We start from the raw sequence: 21,625 nt of genomic DNA, 5'->3' as shown, positions 1-21,625 counted from the left end.
AAGGTAGCAAATTGACTGTTCCCGGCCTTTCCTCCAACATATGCTGTTCGTTCATTACCTTTGGCAAAAACATCTCAGAACCATGGATCTAAAACTGACAGGACAGAACTTTCTGGTAACTGGCGCAGGATCAGGATTCGGCAGGGCAGTGGCTGAGGCTTTGCTGGCCGAAGGAGCCAATGTAATGGCTGTCGCCCGCAGCGCTCATGTGCTTGAAGCTTTCAAAAAGCAGTCGGACAGCAACAGGCTGGAGATCTTGCCAGGCGATGTGACCCAGCATGAAACCCTCGAAAAAATGCTGAATTGGGCCAATTGCCGACCGGTGCACGGGGTGCTGGTTAATGCTGGCGGACCACCTGCCGGAGGTGCTCTGGAAGTTGCTGACGAACAATGGGATCAGGCTTACCAGCTCGTTTTGAGATGGAAGATTTACCTGAGCCGCGAAATGGCGAAACTGATGATGCGTCGGCACTATGGCAGGATTTTGTTTGTGGAAAGCGTTTCGGTGAAGCAACCTGTGGATAACCTGGTGCTAAGCAATGCATTGCGTCCGGCAGTTGTGGGATACGCCAAAACACTTGCTCAGGAGATTGCTGCGCATGGCATTACCGTCAACGTGCTTGCACCGGGCTACCATGATACCCCGGCCATGCAAAGGCTTTACCAAAAGAAATCGGATATGCTGGGCATCAGTGTGCAGGAAGCTCGTCAGCAGTTCGAAAAACAAATCCCCGTGGGTGCCATGGCCGGACCTGCCTCCCTGGCCTCCCTGGCCGTTTGGCTGTTGTCGCCTCTGGCACACTACCTCACCGGTCAGACCATCAGTCACGATGGCGGAATAGTAAAGGGTATTTTCGGATAGACATGATAATCAGTACACTGTATTATATCTTACTCGCAGCTCTGGTAGTTTTTGCTATTTATTACCTGGCCGGAAGTTTTCATGCAATTGAAAAAAGGCATCAGGCCTGGGTTTGGGCCAATAAAACAGGAGCCATAAGCAGGGAGGTCAGGAGACTCTTCAGAACATATCCCGACAAAGAACGGTTCATCCTGTTCTGGCTGCAGGTGAGCCGGCTAAAAAATGTGGTTCCCTCAGGGGCTTTTGCCGAAGTGGGCGTGTACCGTGGCGACAGTGCCAGAATATTGCATGCACTCGACCCCGAACGTGATTTGTATCTGCTCGACACCTTCAGAGGTTTTGATGCCGCCGACCTGGAAGGGGAGGAGGGCGAAGCAGCAACCTACACCCCGGCCAGCTTTGCCGATACCAACACCTCGCTCGTACGCGAACGGCTGAAGCACAGCCCAAAAGTTCATATTCTCGAGGGCAACCTGAAGGATACCCTCCATCTTATTGAAAACGTGTCGTTTGCACTTGTCAATCTGGATGCCGATCTGGCTGCGCCCACTGCCCTGGCGCTGAAGTTTTTTTATCCCAGATTGCTTCCCGGAGGGGTAATCATCGTGCACGACTACAATCCGAAATGGCCCGGACTGATGCAGGCTGTGGACGAATTCCTGTCCACCATTCCTGAAGAAGCTGTTGCCATCCCCGACCGCGATTGTAGCCTGGTGATCATCAAAAACAAGACGAACTACAGGCCAGCCTCCTGAACCGGTAAGATCTTGTAATTATTCGAGTTTCGAAGGTACGAAAGGATGATCTGGCGAACATCCCGGTTGTCGGGATACCTTTTAATATAGTCATCCAGCACCTCGGGCGATTCGCTGTATGCATCCGAAGGAATGAAACCAAATCCCATGTACACACCGTTAGCCATGCGAACCAAACCAAGTTCCTCTTCCGAACGCCCCGGGAGAATAAGGAAAAAGCTGTGATGGTCAGGGTGAAACCTTTCGAGGGCCTGCATCACCCTTGCATTGTAACTTTCCGCCTCCTCCTTGCCGATGCAGGCGCCAAAGCACTGGCCGATATGGTAATGAAAGCAGCTTCCCCGGCTGGTGTACAGTCCATTGAGTTTTTGACAGAGCTGATAGCGCTCGGTCAGCTGGAAAAGATGCCCGTTGGCTTCCTGGAGCGAGGCATAACTGTAATCGGGTACCAGCCCGTTGATGGTTTTGGAGGCCTTCAGACAAATGTAACCCTGATCGTCGGTATAATGATACAATCCATAATTGAATAGCGCCCTTCGCTGCCGGCGGTTGTATAGTGGCTGATGCTTTTTGATCAGGTCCGATTCGAGCAGCAATGCAATCAGTTCACTTCCAGTAAGTTCGCAACTCACCGAATCGATACTGTTTTTCATTTCTATTGCTTTGCGGGTACCGGTATTGCTCAGGTGCTGCATCACCCTGGAGCGTATATTCACCGATTTTCCCACGTAAATCAGTTTACCTGATGCATCATAAAACTGATATACACCAGTGCGCTCGGGCAAGGTATTGATGTTCAGATTTTTACCCTGACTGTTGCGATATTCGCCCGGTGTAAGCAGTTGCGGATCAATAGTAAGCAATTTTTTAAAAAGCTCCAGTGTGGCAGCAGCATCCCCCCATGCCCTGTGTCGTCCTGAGTTGTTGATCTGCAATGCGTTGCATAACTTCCCAAGGCTGTATCCGGGCATTCCCGGCATCAGCTTGCGCGTGAGCGCCACGGTATCGAGGGTCTTTCGATGGTAATCGTATCCAAGACTTCTGAACTCTGCCCTCAAAAAACCGTAGTCGAATTTGACATTGTGCCCTACGATAGTGCAACCCTCGGTAAGTTCGACCACGCGACGGGCTATTTCATAAAACTTTGGTGCACCGGCAACCATTTGGTTGTTGATTCCGGTGAGCCTGGTGATGAAATAGGGTATGGGGGCCTCAGGGTTAACCAGGCTCGTAAATTCATCAACCACCTCTATGCCATCATAAACAAGGATAGCAATCTCGGTGATGCGTCCCTGGCCAGCGCTCAGTCCGTTGGTTTCGATGTCAACTATGGCAAATTTTTCCTGCATACTACAATTCGCCGCAAAGTTCATAATTTGCCGCACGGCGCATTATACGTTGAAAAACAAAAAAACCGCCATTTTGACGGCGGTTTAAAGTTGTTTCGATACAGCCCCTCAGAAGCAATACCGGTTTTCCTCGATGAGCCTGTCGGCTATTCGCCTGCGGCTGTCCTTAACATTGGCGTAGGGGGTGCGGCAAAGATTGTTGAGGGCCAGCATATAATCATCAACAGATTCAGCAGGCAGGAAAGCAACCAGGGCATCTTTTCCTGATTTCTGTACGATCGAAGCAACTTCGTGTGTCAACACGTCCAGAATATCCCTGTAAACTGCGGCATATTCTTCGCCTTTGAGGTGCTCGAGTTTCTTCACCCTGAGCAGGGTGGACTCAAGACCGTATATCTGCATCAGCATGTCCGACAAGTTCATCAGGATTTCCTCTTCGTCGGCAAGCTTGCGGCCGAACGCCTCGGAGATTCCGGGGATCATCATCAGCGTGGCTTTTTTCAGGTTTTCGACCACGGCTTCTTTGGCTTCAAAATAACCCTTGCCTTCAAAACTTTCAGCCTGGTTTCTTGTTTCGCAGGCCTTGCGGGCATGCTCGAACAGGTTGAATTCGTTTTTCATGCCTTTCTTAAGCAGTGTATCTACGGCCAGCAAACGGTTGATTTCGTTGGTGCCTTCGAAAATCCTGTTGATGCGCGAGTCGCGGTAGGCCCTGTCCACCGGTGTTTCCGACGAGAAGCCCATCCCACCATAAATCTGAACGGCCTCATCAACCACATAATCAAGGGCTTCCGATCCGAAGACTTTCAACAACGCACATTCGATGGCGTAGTCGGCCACGCCTTCTATATTGGCCAGACCGTAGGGTTTGCCCTCGGCTTTCATTTTGGCGATGTTATCCTGAATGTCCTTGCTGGCACGATAAATGGCTGATTCGGTGGCAAATGTGCGGACAACCTGTTGTGCCAGCTTGTGCTTGATGGCACCAAACTCGGCTATTGCTTTTCCGAATTGTTTGCGTTCGTTGGCATAATTCACCGAGTGCAAGATGGCACGTTTGGCTCCGCCAACCACTGTTGCGCCCAGCTTGATCCTGCCAAGATGAAGGATATTCAGTGCAATGCGGAATCCTTCACCGCGTTTGCCGAGCATATTTTCGGCAGGCACCTTCACGTCGTTATAAAAGATCTGGCGGGTGGACGAGCCTTTGATACCCATCTTTTTTTCTTCGGGATTCATGCTGACGCCATCCCATTTGCGCTCCACGATGAAAGCACTCAGCACGCGGTCGTTCTCCACTTTGGCAAAAACAGTCTGCACATCCGCAAAACCACCATTGGTGATCCACATCTTTTGTCCGTTGAGGATGTAATGGCTGCCGTCGGCTGAAGGCACTGCCTTTGTGCGTCCAGAATTGGCATCCGAACCTGCTCCCGGCTCCGTAAGGCAGTATGCTGCCATCAGATCGCCCGCAGCAAGGGCTGGGATATATTTTGCGCGTTGCTCATCGTTGCCGTAGTATAGGATGGGTAAAGTACCAATTCCGGTATGCGCCATAATGGCCACCGAATAGGAGTGCGCAGCGCCAAGCACCTCGTTGGCCCGCATCACGGTGAGAAAAGGCTGCTCAAAACCACCATATTCTTCCGGCACGGCCAAACCAAGCAAACCCAGTTCACCGGCTTTCTTGAGCAACGAAGCCATCAGGCCTTCTTCCTGACTATCAATCCTGTCGAGGTTCGGAAAAATCTCCGTTTCCAAAAAATCCTGGCAGGTCTGGGCAATCATCTGCGTTTGCTCATCAAACTCTTCAGGGATGAAAATATCTTCAAAATCAACTTTGCGAATCAGAAATTCGCCGCCTCTAAGTTTTGGAATCTCGCTCATGTGTTTTGGTATTGTTAGTGGGCAAACATAGCCAAAATGAGCAATCATTTTCACATTTGCCTAAAACTCAGGCAATTTAGATTTTCTCTAAAGAAGAACAGGCTCGCCTGAATGGGCAAGCCTGTTACAAGTATTTGGCGCTCAATAAAATGTTTCCCTAGTTCAGCTCGGCTTCTTCGGCTTTCACAACCGCTTCGGGCTTCTCGACAGTGATAAACATTTCCTGCTTCTCGGCATTGTAATCCAGCAGCAAAACATCGCCCCTGACAAGTTTGGTTCGGATGATTTCCTCCGCCAGCGGATCTTCGACATATTTCTGGATGGCACGCTTGAGCGGACGGGCACCAAATTGCTCGTCCCAACCTTTTTCCACGATGAAGTCCTTTGCCTTCCCGGTCAGTTTGAGTGTATAACCCATCTCCGACACACGGCGGTAAAGATGATTCAGCTCAATGTCAATGATTTTGTGAATGTCTTCACGCTCGAGCGATTCAAATACAATCACATCATCGATGCGGTTAAGGAATTCAGGTGCAAATGCCCGGCGTAGGGCAGTTTCGATAACTCCCTGGGCATAAGCAGTTTTGCTGCTTTTGCGGGCAGTGGTGCTGAATCCAACCCCCTGACCAAAGTCCTTCAACTGACGCGATCCAATGTTGGAGGTCATGATCACAATGGTGTTTTTGAAGTCCACCCGCCTGCCAAGGCTGTCGGTGAGCACACCGTCGTCCAGCACCTGTAGCAGGAGATGGAACACATCGGGATGGGCTTTTTCGATTTCGTCGAGCAGCACAATGGAGTAGGGCTTGCGCCTTACTTTCTCGGTGAGCTGGCCGCCCTCTTCGTAGCCCACATAACCGGGAGGCGCTCCCACCAGGCGCGACACAGCAAACTTTTCCATATACTCGCTCATGTCGATGCGTACCAGGGCATCCTCGCTGTCGAACAGATATTTGGCGAGCACTTTGGCAAGATAGGTTTTGCCCACACCGGTCGGACCTAGGAAAATAAAGGTGCCAATGGGCTTGTTAGGATCTTTGAGACCAGCCCGGTTGCGCCGGATAGCTTTAACCACTTTCCGGATGGCTTCATTCTGACCGATGACTGCACCCTCGAGTTCTGTTTCCATTGACAGCAGGCGGTCGCTCTCGTTTTGGGCAATTCGCTGAACGGGGATTCCGGTCATCATGGCAACCACCTCAGCCACATTTTCTTCGGTCACGGTAACACGGTGAATCTTGGAATCCTCTTCCCATTTCCGTTTGGCGCGCTCCAGCTCGTCGGTAAGTTTGCGCTCCTTGTCGCGGAACATGGCAGCCTCTTCAAACTTCTGAATCTGAATGGCTTTGTTCTTTTTCTGCCTGGTTTCCTCGATCTCGTTTTCCAAAGCAATGATCTCTGCAGGCACATTAATATTATTGATATGAACACGTGCGCCTGCTTCGTCGAGAGCGTCGATGGCCTTATCAGGAAGGTAACGGTCCGAAATGTACCTGTTGGTAAGTTTCACGCAGGCTTCAATGGCCTCCGGGGTATATTTTACAAGGTGATGATCCTCATATTTTTCCTTGATGTTGTTGAGAATCTCGATGGTTTCCTCCGGTGAGGTAGGATCAACCATGATCTTCTGGAACCTGCGCTCAAGGGCACCGTCCTTTTCGATATATTGCCTGTATTCATCGAGGGTGGTGGCGCCGATGCATTGCAGTTCGCCCCTTGCCAATGCAGGTTTGAACATATTGGAAGCGTCGAGCGAGCCGCTGGCGTTGCCCGCGCCAACAATGGTGTGTATTTCGTCAATAAACAAAATGACGTCGGGATTCTTTTCCAACTCGTTGAGCACAGCTTTCATGCGCTCCTCAAACTGTCCGCGGTACTTGGTACCAGCAACCAGCGAAGCAAGGTCGAGCATGATAATCCGCTTGTTGAACAGTGCCCGCGACACTTTCCGTTGCACGATGCGCAGTGCCAGTCCTTCGGCAATGGCCGATTTACCAACACCTGGCTCACCTATAAGAATCGGGTTGTTCTTTTTGCGTCTGCTGAGCACCTGAGCCACGCGTTCGAGCTCGCGTTCGCGTCCTACAATCGGATCAAGCCTGCCTTCTTCGGCCGCTTTGGTCAGGTCGCGACCAAAATTGTCGAGCACAGGTGTTTTCGATTTGCTGTCGGCCTGACGTTTTTGTTGTCCACCGGCCGGACGAATATCCTCATCTTCTTCCGAGGGGTCGTTGTATTCAGCTTTGGGCTGCTGCCTTTGCGCTTCGGTTCCTGAGATCATCAGCAGAAGCTCGTTACGAAAAGCTTCATAATCAACACCTTGCTCATCGAGCCGCTGGCTCACGATATTATTTTTGTCGCGCAGGATGGCCAGCAGCAGGTGCTCCGGATGAATGATGTCGCTTTTCAGTTCTTTGGCAGCGATATAGGTGTACCGAAGTGCCCGTTCGGCCTGTTTCATCAGGGGAATGTTGGAGTTGGGCGCATTCTGGACATCCTCACCCCGTATTGATATCTCAATTTTCTTTTTAAAGCTCTGAATATCAACACCAAGGTATTTGAGCACCTGAAGCGCCTTGCTGTCGCCTTCGCGCACAATACCAAGGAAAAGATGTTCGATGCCAATGTAGCTGTTGCCTAGGCGTACTGCCTCTTCATGGCTGAAACTCAGTATGTCTTTCACCTGTGGTGAAAATTTTGCATCCATATTTGTCACAAGAATTAGATTTTCGACAGACTTACAAAACAAGCAAATCTGTGCAGTTTCAAAGGTACCAACAAAAATCAGTCCAGGATTGTTCGCCTGACAAAATTATCAACATGCCGTTGTTGAACCTGTCAAAAAGGTCATAATCTGTTGAGAACTTGCCAAAATGCCGGACGGAGGGTCCGCAAAGAATTCTTACCTTTGCAAGTCTTTTAAAACGACTGAGTAACCCGAATGGAAGAAGTGTTCGAAGGAGAAAAAATCATCAGGGTAAACATTGAGAACCAGATGAAATCTGCCTACATCGATTATTCGATGTCGGTCATCGTTTCGCGTGCCTTACCCGATGTGCGCGATGGTCTGAAACCTGTACACCGCCGTGTGCTTTTTGGCATGCTTGAGCTTGGCGTGCTGAGCAACAGGCCCTATAAAAAGTCTGCAAGAATTGTCGGGGAAGTTTTGGGTAAATATCATCCCCATGGCGACTCCTCAGTTTATGATGCCATGGTGCGTATGGCACAGGAATGGTCGCTACGCTACCCACTGGTAGATGGTCAGGGTAACTTTGGCTCTATCGACGGCGACAACCCTGCGGCCATGCGTTACACCGAAGCCCGGCTGCGCAAGATAGCCGAGGAAATGCTCGCCGATATTGATAAGGAAACAGTTGATTTTCAACTAAACTTCGACGATACCCTCCAGGAACCCACCGTTTTACCTTCGCTCATTCCCAACTTGCTGGTCAATGGCGCCAGTGGGATTGCAGTAGGTATGGCCACCAATATGCCCCCGCACAACCTTACCGAAGTGATTGATGGCATAGTGGCCTACATCGATAAGCGCGATATCACAATTCCGGAGCTGATGCAATACATCAAGGCACCCGATTTCCCGACAGGTGGCATCATTTACGGATACGAGGGAGTGCGCGAAGCTTTCGAAACCGGACGCGGACGTATCGTCATGCGGGGCGAGGCCACCATCGAAGAACATGGCGGGCGCGACTGGATCGTGGTCACCTCTATTCCTTACATGGTGAATAAGGCGGAGATGATCAAAAAGACCGCCGACCTCATCAACGAGAAAAAGATTGACGGCATCGTAGATATCCGCGACGAATCCGACAGGCAGGGCATGCGCATTGTGTACGAACTGCGCAAAGACGCCGTTTCGAACGTAGTGCTCAACAAGCTCTATCAGATGACCCCGCTGCAGACAGCCTTCAGCGTGAACAACGTGGCATTGGTTGGGGGCAGACCTAAAACATTGAACCTCAAAGACCTCATTGTCCACTTTGTAGAGCACAGGCATGATGTGGTGGTGCGTCGCACAAGGTTTGAGCTTGCCGAAGCCGAAAAACGTGCACATATCCTCGAAGGTCTGATCATTGCGCTCGATAATCTGGATGCAGTGATTGAACTCATCCGGCGCTCGCCAAATCCTGAAACTGCCCGCAACGGCCTGATGGAAAACTTCAACCTGTCGGAGATTCAGGCCAAAGCCATTCTCGATATGCGACTGCAGCGCCTCACGGGTCTGGAAATCCAGAAGATCAGGGAGGAATACACGGAGGTCATGAACATGATCGCCCGCTATCGCGAAATCCTCGCCAGCGAAGCGCTTCAGTATGAGATCATTCGCAACGAGATGCTCGAAATCAGGTCGAAATATGGCGACGAAAGGCGGACGACCATTGTGCACGCTGCCGAAGACTTCCGCATCGAAGACATCATTGCGGACGAATCTGTGGTGGTTACCATAAGTCACCTGGGATACATCAAACGCACACCCCTTGCGGAATATCGCAAGCAGAGCAGGGGAGGGAAGGGAGCCAAAGGTTCGGAAGCCAGAGAAGAAGACTTTATCGAACATCTCTTTGTGGCCACCAACCACAATTACATGCTTTTCTTCACCGAAAAAGGCAAGTGCTTCTGGCTCAGGGTATTCGAAATACCCGAAGGCACTAAAACCAGCAAAGGCAGAGCTATTCAGAACCTGATCAATATTGAACCCGACGATAAGGTGAAAGCCTATATCAACGTCAAAGACCTTAAGGATCAGGAATATATTGACAACAACTTCATTATTCTCTGCACACGCAAGGGCGTCATCAAAAAAACCAGCCTGGAAGCTTATTCCCGCCCAAGACAATCCGGCATCAATGCCATCACCGTGCGCGAAGGCGACGAACTCCTGGAAGCGCGCCTGACCAATGGCAACAATGAAGTGATGATGGCACTGGAATCGGGCAGGGCAATCCGCTTCAACGAAAGCACCGTCCGTCCGATGGGCCGCAATGCCTCCGGTGTGCGCGGCATCAGTCTGAGTGATGAATCGGATAGGGTAGTGGGTATGATATGCGTCGAAAACGCCGATGCCGACATCCTGGTAGTTTCAGAAAAAGGCTACGGTAAACGCTCGAAGCTCGAGGAATACCGCACAACAAACCGCGGTGGCAAAGGCGTTAAAACCATAAATATCACCGAAAAAACAGGCAAACTCATCGCAATTCTCGATGTGACCGACAAAGATGACCTCATGATCATCAACAAGTCGGGTATCCTTATCAGAATAGGTGTGGATACCTTGCGTGTGATGGGTCGTGCCACACAAGGTGTACGCCTGATCAATCTCAAAGCCGGTGATGAAATTGCCGCTGTGGCAAAGGCAACAGTTGATGAAGAGGAGAACCCTGATGAGGTTAACCCCGAAACAGCTGAGCTCGATTTGATTGAAGATACAGATAATCAGACAGATAATTAGTTAACAGTACTTTGGCACGATTCATGCATCAAACTGTATAACCCAAACCTTAACACTATGAAAAAGTTTTTCATCCTCTTTTTTTCGTTTGCGCTCGGCTTTCAGGTAATGGCGCAGAATTCCGAGCGGACAAGTGCATTCATGTTCAATAAAAACGGTCAGTACGATAAGGCACGCGAAGCCATCGACAGGGCAATAAACCACGAAAAGACCATGAACGATCCCAAAACCTGGCTTTACAGGGGAATGATCTACCTGAACATCGTCTTTTCCGAGCAATTTGCCAACCTCGATCCCCAGGCGTTGGAGAAGAGCCTCGAATCGTTCAAAAAAGCAATGGAACTCGATCCCACCGATCGTACCAAACAAATGGCCGAAATCAGACCACGTGTGGATGTAATTGGCCAACAGTACTTTAGCATTGGAGTTCAGGCTTTCAACGAGTCTGATTACAAGAGTGCAGCCGTTGACTTTGCCAAAGCCTACGAGGTTGCCCGTCTGATCAATAAAACTGATACCCTGGCACTTATCAATGCCGGACTTTCGTCGCTTCGTGGTGAAGATTTTGAAGCCGCACTCGGCTACTACGAACAGCTCAAGGGCATCGGCTTCGACGAACCCGAGCTTTATCGCAATATGGCAGCCGCATACCGTGGATTGGGAAACAGCGAAAAGATGTTTGAAACTATTCAGCTCGGTCGCCAGAAATACCCCAATGATGCCGGTTTGTTGCTCGAACAGATCAATGCTTACCTGTCGATCGGCGAGGGTGCAAAAGTGGTGGACGACCTCAAAGAGTTGCTCAAGCAAGATCCGAACAACTACAGCATCTATTTTGTGCTTGGCACACTTTATGGCGACGACACCAAAGCCGATATGTACGACATGGAACTTGCTGCCAAATACTACAAGCAAGCGCTTGAAATTGAGCCTAATTACTACGACGCTGTGTACAACCTGGGAGCGCTCTATATCAACGAGGCAAATAAGATTCAGGTGAAAGCAAACGACCTGCCGCTCGACAAAACCAAAGAATACGAAGCGCTGACCCAACAGGCTGATGAAATCATCCGGCTGGCTCTGCCACACCTGGAAAAGGCCAATGAGCTGCAACCAGGCAATCCAGAAACCATCGCCGTGCTGAAATCTGTTTACATCCGCTTCAAGATGGACGATCAGCTCAAAAAACTGAACGAGCAGTAAAGACATCAGACATATAAACTGCATTCTGCCCCGGATTTTTTCGGGGCAGTTTTTTTATCCAGGCAGGGGGGGATTTCTCAGATTGTTGGCAGGCAATTTTCAAAAATTAAATTATGGTGTGGCATTGGTGGATCTCTGTGAACCCTTAGAAGCGATTTTCATAATTTAACATAATATAAATTATGTACATTTTTTATCCACATAAATATCCTTTAATAAACGGTAAAACAAAGGCGTGATTGAGTATCTTCGCACAAACCAGAAAAAAAGCGCCTTTCGATGAGCCAGCATATCACAAAAGAAAAGATTGACGAAATCCGGGAAGCCATCGAAGCCAATAAGGTTGATTTTCTTTTGGCTCAACTCGAAGCGTTGTATCCGGCAGATATTGCTGAAATCATTAATCAGATTGAGGCCGACGAGGCGAAATACCTGATGAGCCTGCTTCACAAGGAAGAAGCTGCCGAGGTTTTGATGGAGCTGGAAGAAGATGTGCGTGAGGATCTGATCAGTTCGCTCACCAGCATGGAGCTTGCCAGGGATGTGATTGACAACCTGGATTCGGACGATGCCGCCGACCTGATTAACGAATTGCCTGGAAACCTCAGGCAGGATGTGCTTTCGAAAATCTCTGACCGCAACCAGGCACAAAACATTGCTGACCTGTTATTCTATCCGGAGAATACCGCGGGTAGTCTGATGGCCAAGGAGCTGGTGAAGGTAAACATCAGCTGGCATGTGGTTACCTGCATCCGCGAAATGCGCGCGCAGGCTGCCAATGTGGACAAAGTTTATCAGGTGTATGTGGTGGACGACGATAACGTGCTGGTTGGCATGCTTTCGCTTGAACGATTGCTTATTGCATCGCCTCGCGATAAGATTTCTGATCTGTATGAACCGGATGTAATTTCGGTAAAAGCATACCAAAAAGCTGAAGAAGTAGCCTCTATCATGAAGAAGTACGACCTGGTGGCCCTGCCCGTTGTGGACGAGATAGGCAGGCTGATAGGACGGATTACCATTGACGATGTACTTGATTTTGTGCAAGATGAGGCTGAAAAAGACTATCAGCTGATGTCGGGTATCAGCCACGACATCGAGGCGTCCGACAAAGTGTGGGAACTTACCCGTGGTCGCCTTTTCTGGCTGGTGGTGGCGCTTTTTGGTGGTATTTTGGGTTCGCGTGTGATAGCCAATTACGAAGATCAGATTAGTATCTACCCGGAAATGGCCTTCTTTATGCCCCTGATTGCCGCCATGGCGGGAAATGTGGGGGTGCAGTCTTCGGCACTCATTGTGCAGGCACTCGCAAGCAACAGTCTGAGCGGTAGTTTGTTAAGCAAATTGGGCAAAGAACTCACCGTCGGTCTGATCAATGGCCTGGTCTGCTCGGCTTTGTTGCTAGCCTACAGTTTCTTTTATGCACCTACGTTTGCGCTGAGCATGACGGTGAGTGTTGCACTACTCACCGTGATATTGTTCGCTTCAATTTTTGGTACTTTTGTTCCCCTGGCGCTCAATAAGTTAAAGATAGACCCTGCCCTGGCTACCGGGCCTTTCATCACCACTTCGAACGACATCGTAGGCTTGTTTATCTATTTCAGCATCGGACGGCTGATGTACGGAATGTTTGCATAGTCTAACGACCGGTGCTGATTTCGCTGAAGATTTTATTGAATTTTTCCAGTTTCGGAATTATGACAAACTGACAGTATCCCTGGCTGGGATTACGGTTGAAATAGTTCTGATGGTAATCCTCAGCTTTGTAAAAAGCTTTGAAAGGGCTCAGTTCCGTGACGATTGGCTTGTCCCATATCTTTTCTTCCGTCAGCCGGCGGATGATTCGTTCGGCAGTAATTTTTTGATTTTCATTATGATAGAAGATAACTGACCGGTATTGGGTGCCCACATCTGCACCCTGGCGGTTGAGCGTAGTGGGATCGTGGGTTTTGAAAAATACCTCAAGGATTTTTTCGAGACTCACCACTTTAGGATCAAACGTGACCTGCACCACTTCGGCGTGTCCGGTCAATCCTGAGGTCACTTCCCTGTAGGTGGGGTTGGCTATGCGGCCACCTGAATAACCGCTAACGACATTTTCTACGCCTTTAACGCGCTGAAATACAGCTTCTACGCACCAAAAACACCCGCCTCCGAGGGTAATGGTTTCGGTTTGTTTTCCGGCCGGAAAGCCTGGTCCACTTATGGTTGAAAGCAGGATGATCATGAGATACTGTATTGTTTTCATTTTACATTTTACGTGTTCTGAATAAACAGCCGAAATTAGGCAAGGGTTCAATACTTTCGACCTATGATTTGTTAACTTTGCATAATGCCTTTCAGGCAACCATCAACAGGCAAATTCACACAAATATCAATCATATGAGTTTGGAAATCACCGCAAAATTTGTGCAGCTGGGACAACGTACCAGTGGCGAGGGACGCAATGGCACCTGGACGAAGCAGGAGCTGATTGTTGAAACGCTCGATCAGTATCCCCGCAAAATTTGTTTTGTTTGCTGGGGCGATCTTGCTGATAAGGTCCGCGAGTATAATCAGGGCGATCTGCTTAAGCTGCAGTTCAGCATCGAGTCGCGCGAGTACAATGGCCGTTGGTACACCGATGTTAAGCCTTTCCGGATCGACAGGGCATCGGAGGCTGCCCCCTCCCCTGCTCCACCCTCCCCTGCTGCTGCATCGACAAACGCCAGCTTTGATGTTGACCCCGCAGCCGACGATTTGCCTTTTTGAAGTTAATCACCCATGACCCATTCCAGGCCGCTTGCCCTAACCGCAGCACTGACGGCCAACCTGATTTACGGTCTCAACTACGTGATTGCCAAGGGAATCATGCCAGATTACCTTCAACCCAGGGCAATTATCCTCATCAGGGTGGCTGGTGCCGCCCTTTTTTTCTGGCTCGTTTCGGTCAAAGTGCCTGCCGGGAAAACTGAACGTACTGACCTGCTGCGCATAGCTGTGGCTTCCATATTTGGTGTAGCCTTAAACCAGATCATGTTTTTTGAAGGGCTGAATCTGTCAACGCCCATCAATGTAAGCATCATCATGGTGGGTGTCCCGATTACAGTTCTCATATTTTCGCGTTTGCTCCGGGGCGAAAGGCTACATTGGATCAAGGTTGCCGGCATTGCCATCGGAACGGTGGGCTCTGCCCTGCTGATTCTTCGCGGGGGGCGCTTTGATGCGAGCGGAGATACGATGCTTGGTAACTTGTTGATTGTTATCAATGCCAGTTCTTATGGCCTTTATCTGGTGCTCATCAAGCCTTTGCTTATGCGCTATTCAGCCCTAAACATCATGCGCTGGGTATTTTTGTTTGGCTTGTTATGGGTGCTTCCGTTCACCTTACCTGTGGCCATCGCATCCGACTGGCAGGCGATACCTGCTCATATCTGGTTGTCAATAGGATACGTTTTGTTTTTTACTACCGTTGCGGCATATTTCCTCAACAATTACTCCCTGCGCAGGATTTCGCCGGCCACCAACAGTTCCTTTATTTACCTCCAGCCCTTTTTCGCCGGATTGGTTGCTATACTATTCGGAAAAGACAGATTGGAGTGGTACATGTCGATTCCTACGCTGTTGATTTTCGCAGGAGTATATTTGGTTACTTTTACTGATCGTCTTAAGTCAATCATCAAATCGCTATGAAATTCAACAAAGTGATGCTTTACGGTGCAACCGGCCTGGTAGGCAGCTATGTGCTTGATGAGCTGATACATAGCTCGGAAATCGGGAAGGTCATATGTGTCGGACGCAAAGCGCCGGATCTCAGGCACCCGAAAGTAATCAGCCAGATTTGCGAACCTTCTGATTTCGCCACCTGGGTAAGTCGCGAAAAACCTGAGGCGGTATTTTGCTGCTTGGGCACCACGAGAGCCAAAGCCGGAAGCAAAGACGCATTTCGCTTGATTGACAAGGATTTACCTGTTGCTATTGCCAAAAAAGCAGCCGAAAATGGGGTAAGCGTATTTGCGGTGGTTTCGAGCATTGGTGCAAAGGCCCATGCACGAAATTTTTACTTACGCACCAAGGGTGAGATGGAAAAAGAGGTGCTCGGCAGCGGTGTTCCGAATATAGTGATCGTGCGTCCCTCACTGTTGCTTGGACCACGACAGGAATTCAGGCTGGGAGAAAAGTTTGGTGAGTGGCTGATGAAGCTCGCTGATCGTTTTCTCACGGGTAAGTACCGGAAATACAAGGCCATACATGCACGATCGGTGGCAGTGGCCATGCTGAGGCTTGCGCTTAAGGTTCAGGGAAAGATTGTGGTGGAATCAGATGAGTTGACAGAAATTGCAAAACATTGATAAGCAGATGATTAAGATTGATGACTTCAAGCTTTTTGATAACATAACAGCTGACAGATTTTTTCTGATGGCCGGACCTTGTGTGGTCGAAAACGAAGAAATGCCTTTAAGAATTGCCGGACATCTTGTGGATGTATGTGATAGGCTCAATATCCCCTTAATATTCAAGGCATCATACAAAAAGGCAAATCGCTCGAGGGCTGACTCATTTGCCGGTATAGGTGATGAGAAAGCGCTCAGGGTGCTCGAAAAAGTAAAGCATCAGTTTGGGGTTCCGGTGGTGACCGACATCCATGAAACGCCTGAGGCTGCAATGGCAGCGCAGTATGTTGATGTGCTGCAGATTCCTGCATTTCTCTGCCGGCAAACAGAACTGCTTGCGGCAGCGGCTGAAACAGGCAAAGTTGTCAACATCAAGAAGGGACAGTTTTTATCCGGCGAATCCATGCGCTTTGCCGTAGATAAGGTATTTTCCCGGGGAAATGAAAAGGTGATGTTGACGGAACGGGGCAACAGTTTTGGATATCAGGATCTTGTGGTTGATTTCCGGAATGTGGCTTTCATGCAGCAGATTGGAGTACCTGTGGTGGTGGATTGCACCCATTCGTTGCAGCAGCCGAATCAGCCTTCCGGGGTAACCGGCGGCAATCCAGCTTTGATTGGATTGATTGCCAGTGCGGCTATTGCAGCTGGTGCCGATGGTTTATTTATGGAGGTTCACCCCGAGCCGGCCAAAGCCCTATCGGATGGAGCCAATATGCTGCACCTGAGCAAGTTGGAAGATTTGCTTATCCGTCTTGTAAGAATCAGGGAAGCGCTGGTGTGATCAGTCGCGTTTTATGGTGGTGGCCATGCCAGTGGCCGGGTCGAAAATCAGGCGTGTGCGGCTGGCAGGCGCTACGGCTATGGAGCCAAGCTGACTGACAGGCAAACGCTGCCTTTGGTAGATTTTCCCCTTATAGATTACACTCACCTCGGCTGTTTCGGGTATTCGGTAATAGAGCGCATTGTTAAGGCGGTTGCGCAGGTTGGCGCTGCCCAGTTCACGGGAATTGCCGGCCGGTTCGATGACAAGCTGAATAGGTTCGCCCCGGTTACCGCTTTCGAGTATGCCATTTTGCTCAGTAAAACGAGCTACAGTCTGAAAGCCCCTGGCATCCGCCTCGGGGGTGAAATAAACGACGTGCTCTGTAAGTGTGCGGACTTCCATACCTGTGAACAAGCTAAGGTACTCCTCTTCTAGCTTGAGCATTTGCTTGTCCATATAAGGTATCTGACTGAAATTAACTTCCTGAAAACCAGAGATGAGGTTAAAACGGCTTTCCCTGATCTTTTGGATCATTTCAGCCGAGGCTCGTGCTTTTTGTTCCGGATTGCGGTCAACCCAGGCGGTTTGCAGGATGTTGCGGCGTATGACTGTGGTATCGATGGTAATCCGGCGGACGATGGTGTCAACCCTCTGAAAAAGGTTATGCTCGGCAAAGTAGCGGAAGTGTTTCTGGTTTGGGGCATTCACCATGGTGGTTTCAATGTGCTGGGAGTTCAGGGGACGTTGAACTGCTGCATCGTCCATAGCGAGGATTATGCCGTTGTCGAGCATCTCAAAAATCAGCGTGCGGGTATCCCTGGAAGAGCGTTCGTCGAATTCGACGAAAAACCAGGTCTTCGGGTCAGGTTCGGTTAGTGTGCTTACAATGATATCTTTTATTGCATATTGCGTTTCATCCTGCATGATGACGTCGTCAATGCCCAGCATGCGCTTTGCAAACTCGGCATACGGGCCTTTGATGCGTTCGTTTTCTTCGACTATGATGTTGATTTTGAACACTGTGCGCGGCAATGCATAAAAGAAACCGGGTGTTTCGGTGTTTTTCGAACCGGAAGACACCGGACTTACGCTGAACTGGGCTGACACCTGTGGGTGATAGCCAAGCAGCAACAACAAACCAAGAATCGCAGGTAATGCAGGTCTGATTTTCATAGGCTCATCTCCTTGATTTGCGAAGATATACAAAAGGAGGCATGACTGCCTGCCGGGCATGGCCTATAAAAAAACAGCCGCCCTGAATTATCTTCTGGACGGCTGTTAATCAGCTAATTAAACCAATTATTTGATGAAGAGCAGTTCGCGGTATTTGGGCAAGGGCCAGAGCTGATCGTCCACAAGCATCTCGAGTTTGTCCACATGGTAGCGGATTTTGTCGAAATAGGGTTTGACTTTGTGGCAATAAGCGTCGGCCTTTTCCTCAATCGATTCCATGCGGTTGGCTTTGCGGCGTTCTTCGGTCATTTCTTCCACAAACTGTCTGATCTCAGAGATGTGTTCGGAGATCTCCTTGATGTTCTGCAGCTGGTTGCGGCTCAGTTTCACGAAAGTTTTCTGATCCAGCACCTCCTTGAGGCCTTTTGCATTTTCGATCAGGGTGTTCTGATACTTAATGGCAGTAGGGATGATGTGGTTGACGCTCAGGTCGCCTACCAGACGGCTTTCGATCTGGATTTTCTTGACATATTTTTCCAGCTTGATTTCGTAGCGTGCAAAGAGTTCGCGGCGTGTAAAGACCCCATGTTTTTCGAACAGCGCAATCACTTTTTCGCTCACATAGGCCTTGGTAGCCTCAGGTGTGCTGGCATGGTTCGACAGGCCACGGCGCCTGGCTTCTTCTTTCCACTCATCGCTGTAGCTGTTGCCTTCGAAGCGGATGTTTTTCGATTCGCGGATGAAAGCTTTGGTCATTTCGAAGATGGCATCTTCTTTTTTCAATCCGGCTTTGACCTGCTCCTGCACACCGGCATAGAACCTGTCGAACATCTCGGCCACGATGGTATTGAGGGCCACCATGGGCTTGGCGGTGTTGGCCGAGCCGCCGACAGCACGAAACTCAAACTTGTTGCCGGTGAAAGCAAAAGGCGATGTGCGGTTGCGGTCGGTGTTGTCGCGAAGGATTTCCGGAATTTTTGGGATAGCCAGATACACGCTCTTGCCATTGCTGTTGGTAAGGTTTTTGCGCGAAGGCAGGTTTTCGAACTCATCGAGGGCTTTGGTAAGTTGTTCGCCAATGAAGGCCGAGATGATGGCCGGCGGAGCCTCGTTACCCCCAAGGCGAAGGTCGTTGCTGGCGGAGGCTATACTTCCGCGGAGCAGTTCCTCGTATTCGTAAACTGCTTTGAGGATGATGCTCAGCACAGCCATAAAGCGCAGGTTTTCCTGGGGAGTTTTGCCGGGCGATAAGAGGTTTTCGCCTGTGTTGGTGGCCATAGACCAGTTGTTGTGCTTGCCGCTGCCGTTGATGTTTTCATAAGGCTTCTCATGCAAGAGCACTTTTAAGTGATGTTTGCGTGAGACTTTGTCGAGCAGGTGCATGAGCAACTGGTTATGATCGACTGCCACATTAACTTCTTCAAAAACCGGCGCACATTCAAACTGGCTGGGCGCCACTTCGTTGTGCCTGGTTTTTAGGGGGATACCCAGTTTGTGGGCCTCTATTTCGAGGTCGCGCATGAAAGCGCGGGCGCGGCTGTGTATTGTACCGAAATAGTGGTCGTGAAGCTGCTGATCTTTGGCTGATGAATGACCAAAAACTGTCCTGCCGGCAAGTACCAGGTCGGGGCGTGCAGCATACAAGGCCGAATCAACGAGGAAATATTCCTGTTCCCATCCGAGTGTGGGATAGACTTTAGAGATGCTTTTGTCGAACATCTGACAAACTTTCACGGCTGCCTTGTCCAGTGCATCTATGGATTTGAGCAGAGGCGTTTTGTAGTCGAGCGACTCCCCGGTGTAGGAAACGAAAATTGTAGGAATACACAGGGTTTGTTCCATGATGAAAGCCGGGCTGGTTGGGTCCCAGGCTGTATATCCGCGGGCTTCGAAGGTGCTGCGGATACCACCGCTTGGGAACGAAGATGCATCGGGTTCCTGCTGGATGAGCGAAGAACCGGAAAACTCTTCGATGGCTTTTCCTGTAGGCAGCGGATTGATGAAGGCATCATGTTTCTCGGCAGTGGATCCTGTGAGCGGGTGAAACCAATGTGTGTAATGGGTAGCTCCATGCTTCAAAGCCCAGGCTTTCATGGCCGAAGCAACCTGATCGGCAATCCGCCTTTCAATACGGGCGCCGCTGCTGATGGTTTGCTGCAACGATTTATAGGCTTCCTTGGTCAGATACTCCCGCATGGTTTCGTTGTTGAAAACCATCGAGCCATAATAGTCCGAGATTTTTTCGGCCGGATAACTCACCGGTGGCACCTGACGGTCAAGCGTCTGTGCAAGGGCTGTAAATCGGAAATTTTCCATAGTGGTTTGATTGAATGGTTTGTTGTTTTATTTCTGTTTTTTAATGAGCCATAATCCAAAAAATGTCAATGCACCGTTCAGAATCAGCAACTCAAAACCAAATCGGTAGCCCCACAAAAGTTCGACGGAGTACTTGTTGAGCAACCAGGACAAAACCGGCGAGATGATTGCAACCAAAGGAACCAGCTTGTCGTTGACCTTGTTGGGCGTAAAAATGCCGAACGTGAACAGGCCAAGCAGTGGTCCGTAGGTGTAGCCGGCAATGGTGAACAGGCTGTCGATTACCGCTTTGTCGTTGATGTTTCTGAAAAGAACGTTGATTAAAATGATCAGCGAAGAAATAAAAAAATGAATCAGGTAGCGCAATTTTTCTAAGGAAGATTCCGACTCATTTTTTTTGCCCAGGATGTCGTAGATGGTGGAGGTGGTTAATGCTGTGATTGCGCCGTCGGCACTTGAAAATGCAGCTGCGATGAGGCCTATAAAGAATATTACAGCCACTGCACCTCCAAAGTGTTCAACCGCCAGTTTGGGAAAAAGTTCGTCGGAAGGAAAGTTGAGTAAAATACCGCTATCGGTTGCGTAAATGTAAAGCGAGGCCCCCAGAAAAAGAAACATGAGATTCACGGGGATGAGCAGGGCACCGAGGGTGATGACATTTTTCCGGGCATCGGCCAGCGAACGGCAACTCAGATTCTTCTGCATCATGTCCTGATCCAGCCCTGTCATCACAATTGTGATAAACATTCCGCTGAAAAACTGCTTCAGGTAAAAGCGATCATGACGCCAGTCTGTTTCAAAAATTTTCGTATATCCTTCATCAACAGCTCTTTGCAAAAGTCCACCCATGTGGATCCCAAGTTTCTCGCCGATGATGTAAAAAGTAGCTACCAGTGCGCCAAGCATAAAAGTGGTTTGCAGTGTATCGGTCCACACAATCGTACGAATGCCTCCGTTGAAGGAATACAGGGTGATTATCACTACGAAAAGCAATGCTGTTGTCCAGAACGGGAAACCAAAACTTTGGAAAATAAACAAATGTAATACGTTTATTACCAGAAACATGCGGAACGAAGCCCCGATGAGTCGCGAAAGAATAAAAAACAACGCTCCGGTTTTCTGGCTGGCAGTTCCAAACCGGCTTTGCAGGTAACTGTATATGGAGACCAAATTCATCCTGTAGTAAATCGGAAGCAGCACATATGCAATAACCAGGTATCCAAACAGATAGCCAAACACAACCATCAGATAGGTGAATTGTGTTTGTCCGACCCAGCCGGGGATACTGATAAAAGTAACACCAGATAGCGAGGCGCCTATCATCCCGTAAGCCACCACATACCAGGGCGACTTTCTGTTTCCGATAAAGTAGGCCTCATTGTTCGTTTTGCGCGAAGTGAACCACGAAAAGAGGAAAAGCAGCAGCACATATGCTGTGAAAACCGTGAGTATGAGCGAAGAAGCGGCCATT

General features: G+C 49.5%; 16 protein-coding genes. 9 read left to right on the top strand and 7 right to left on the bottom strand.

Going from position 1 to position 21,625, the window contains the following annotated elements; all coding sequences use genetic code 11:
- Window positions 1–82: 82 nt before the first annotated feature.
- On the top strand, window positions 83–862 hold the full coding sequence (locus IPM52_03025) for an SDR family oxidoreductase (protein MBK9290593.1): 780 nt from the start codon (window positions 83–85) through the stop codon (window positions 860–862).
- 2 nt (window positions 863–864) lie between these two features.
- The gene (locus IPM52_03020) at window positions 865–1,617 is read left to right on the top strand and encodes a class I SAM-dependent methyltransferase (GenBank protein ID MBK9290592.1); all 753 of its coding nucleotides are present in this window, start codon (window positions 865–867) and stop codon (window positions 1,615–1,617) included.
- On the opposite strand, the gene IPM52_03015 is transcribed toward IPM52_03020, so the two are convergent.
- The 3 genes from IPM52_03015 to IPM52_03005 form a co-directional block, all read right to left on the bottom strand.
- Window positions 1,599–2,966 (bottom strand): GIY-YIG nuclease family protein, encoded by a 1,368-nt coding sequence (locus IPM52_03015; protein MBK9290591.1) that lies wholly within the window; start codon window positions 2,964–2,966, stop codon window positions 1,599–1,601. The genes IPM52_03020 and IPM52_03015 overlap by 19 nt on opposite strands.
- Before the next feature lie 108 nt (window positions 2,967–3,074).
- Window positions 3,075–4,853, bottom strand: a complete 1,779-nt coding sequence (locus tag IPM52_03010; protein ID MBK9290590.1) for an acyl-CoA dehydrogenase family protein — start codon at window positions 4,851–4,853, stop codon at window positions 3,075–3,077.
- Window positions 4,854–5,010: 157 nt separating this feature from the next.
- Window positions 5,011–7,560, bottom strand: a complete 2,550-nt coding sequence (locus IPM52_03005) for an ATP-dependent Clp protease ATP-binding subunit (protein MBK9290589.1) — start codon at window positions 7,558–7,560, stop codon at window positions 5,011–5,013.
- Between the two features lie 234 nt (window positions 7,561–7,794).
- Between IPM52_03005 and gyrA the strand changes: the two genes are divergently transcribed.
- From gyrA to mgtE, 3 genes are all read left to right on the top strand, one after another.
- Complete coding sequence (gyrA, locus tag IPM52_03000) at window positions 7,795–10,323, top strand: DNA gyrase subunit A (GenBank protein MBK9290588.1); 2,529 nt, start codon at window positions 7,795–7,797, stop codon at window positions 10,321–10,323.
- Window positions 10,324–10,380: 57 nt separating this feature from the next.
- Window positions 10,381–11,526 carry a hypothetical protein gene (locus tag IPM52_02995; GenBank protein ID MBK9290587.1) on the top strand — a complete coding sequence of 382 codons (1,146 nt, stop codon included), beginning with the start codon at window positions 10,381–10,383 and terminating at the stop codon, window positions 11,524–11,526.
- Window positions 11,527–11,805: 279 nt separating this feature from the next.
- Window positions 11,806–13,164, top strand: a complete 1,359-nt coding sequence (gene mgtE / locus IPM52_02990) for a magnesium transporter (GenBank protein ID MBK9290586.1) — start codon at window positions 11,806–11,808, stop codon at window positions 13,162–13,164.
- A 1-nt stretch (window position 13,165) separates the two neighbouring features.
- Here the strand turns inward: mgtE and msrA are convergent, their stop codons facing one another.
- On the bottom strand, window positions 13,166–13,774 hold the full coding sequence (gene msrA / locus IPM52_02985; protein MBK9290585.1) for a peptide-methionine (S)-S-oxide reductase MsrA: 609 nt from the start codon (window positions 13,772–13,774) through the stop codon (window positions 13,166–13,168).
- Window positions 13,775–13,914: 140 nt separating this feature from the next.
- On the opposite strand from msrA, the gene IPM52_02980 reads away from it, so the two are divergent.
- From IPM52_02980 to kdsA, 4 genes are read left to right on the top strand one after another with little or no spacing between them, the layout of a single operon-like run.
- Window positions 13,915–14,277, top strand: a complete 363-nt coding sequence (locus IPM52_02980) for a DUF3127 domain-containing protein (protein ID MBK9290584.1) — start codon at window positions 13,915–13,917, stop codon at window positions 14,275–14,277.
- Between the two features lie 12 nt (window positions 14,278–14,289).
- Window positions 14,290–15,198 carry a DMT family transporter gene (locus tag IPM52_02975; GenBank protein ID MBK9290583.1) on the top strand — a complete coding sequence of 303 codons (909 nt, stop codon included), beginning with the start codon at window positions 14,290–14,292 and terminating at the stop codon, window positions 15,196–15,198.
- Entirely contained in the window at window positions 15,195–15,857 is a 663-nt protein-coding gene (locus tag IPM52_02970) for an NAD(P)H-binding protein (GenBank protein ID MBK9290582.1), read from the top strand. The genes IPM52_02975 and IPM52_02970 overlap by 4 nt, the downstream gene beginning before the upstream one ends.
- A gap of 7 nt (window positions 15,858–15,864) precedes the next feature.
- On the top strand, window positions 15,865–16,683 hold the full coding sequence (gene kdsA, locus IPM52_02965) for a 3-deoxy-8-phosphooctulonate synthase (protein MBK9290581.1): 819 nt from the start codon (window positions 15,865–15,867) through the stop codon (window positions 16,681–16,683).
- Here kdsA and IPM52_02960 read toward each other — a convergent pair whose 3' ends face one another.
- From IPM52_02960 to IPM52_02950, 3 genes are all read right to left on the bottom strand, one after another.
- Window positions 16,684–17,838, bottom strand: coding sequence for a DUF4831 family protein (locus IPM52_02960; GenBank protein ID MBK9290580.1), 1,155 nt, complete (start codon window positions 17,836–17,838; stop codon window positions 16,684–16,686). It lies immediately after the preceding gene.
- Between the two features lie 126 nt (window positions 17,839–17,964).
- On the bottom strand, window positions 17,965–20,154 hold the full coding sequence (locus IPM52_02955; GenBank protein ID MBK9290579.1) for a glutamine synthetase III: 2,190 nt from the start codon (window positions 20,152–20,154) through the stop codon (window positions 17,965–17,967).
- 27 nt (window positions 20,155–20,181) lie between these two features.
- A complete protein-coding gene (locus IPM52_02950) occupies window positions 20,182–21,624 on the bottom strand; it encodes a sodium:solute symporter (GenBank protein ID MBK9290578.1) in 1,443 nt (480 codons plus the stop codon).
- Window position 21,625: the final 1 nt, after the last annotated feature.

It is taken from the genome of Bacteroidota bacterium, from assembly GCA_016715945.1.
In the GTDB taxonomy this organism is placed as follows: Bacteria; Bacteroidota; Bacteroidia; order Bacteroidales; family F082; genus JALNZU01.
Note: the sequence above shows the minus strand (reverse complement) of the source record. Positions and strands in the feature narration are given on the sequence as shown.

Coding starts and splice junctions, on each gene's coding strand:
- IPM52_03025 (MBK9290593.1), top strand. CDS start 83: ATGGATCTAAAACTGACAGGACAGAACTTTCTGGTAACTGGCGCAGGA.
- IPM52_03020 (MBK9290592.1), top strand. CDS start 865: ATGATAATCAGTACACTGTATTATATCTTACTCGCAGCTCTGGTAGTT.
- IPM52_03015 (MBK9290591.1), bottom strand. CDS start 2,966: ATGCAGGAAAAATTTGCCATAGTTGACATCGAAACCAACGGACTGAGC.
- IPM52_03010 (MBK9290590.1), bottom strand. CDS start 4,853: ATGAGCGAGATTCCAAAACTTAGAGGCGGCGAATTTCTGATTCGCAAA.
- IPM52_03005 (MBK9290589.1), bottom strand. CDS start 7,560: ATGGATGCAAAATTTTCACCACAGGTGAAAGACATACTGAGTTTCAGC.
- gyrA (MBK9290588.1), top strand. CDS start 7,795: ATGGAAGAAGTGTTCGAAGGAGAAAAAATCATCAGGGTAAACATTGAG.
- IPM52_02995 (MBK9290587.1), top strand. CDS start 10,381: ATGAAAAAGTTTTTCATCCTCTTTTTTTCGTTTGCGCTCGGCTTTCAG.
- mgtE (MBK9290586.1), top strand. CDS start 11,806: ATGAGCCAGCATATCACAAAAGAAAAGATTGACGAAATCCGGGAAGCC.
- msrA (MBK9290585.1), bottom strand. CDS start 13,774: ATGAAAACAATACAGTATCTCATGATCATCCTGCTTTCAACCATAAGT.
- IPM52_02975 (MBK9290583.1), top strand. CDS start 14,290: ATGACCCATTCCAGGCCGCTTGCCCTAACCGCAGCACTGACGGCCAAC.
- IPM52_02970 (MBK9290582.1), top strand. CDS start 15,195: ATGAAATTCAACAAAGTGATGCTTTACGGTGCAACCGGCCTGGTAGGC.
- kdsA (MBK9290581.1), top strand. CDS start 15,865: ATGATTAAGATTGATGACTTCAAGCTTTTTGATAACATAACAGCTGAC.
- IPM52_02960 (MBK9290580.1), bottom strand. CDS start 17,838: ATGAAAATCAGACCTGCATTACCTGCGATTCTTGGTTTGTTGTTGCTG.
- IPM52_02955 (MBK9290579.1), bottom strand. CDS start 20,154: ATGGAAAATTTCCGATTTACAGCCCTTGCACAGACGCTTGACCGTCAG.
- IPM52_02950 (MBK9290578.1), bottom strand. CDS start 21,624: ATGGCCGCTTCTTCGCTCATACTCACGGTTTTCACAGCATATGTGCTG.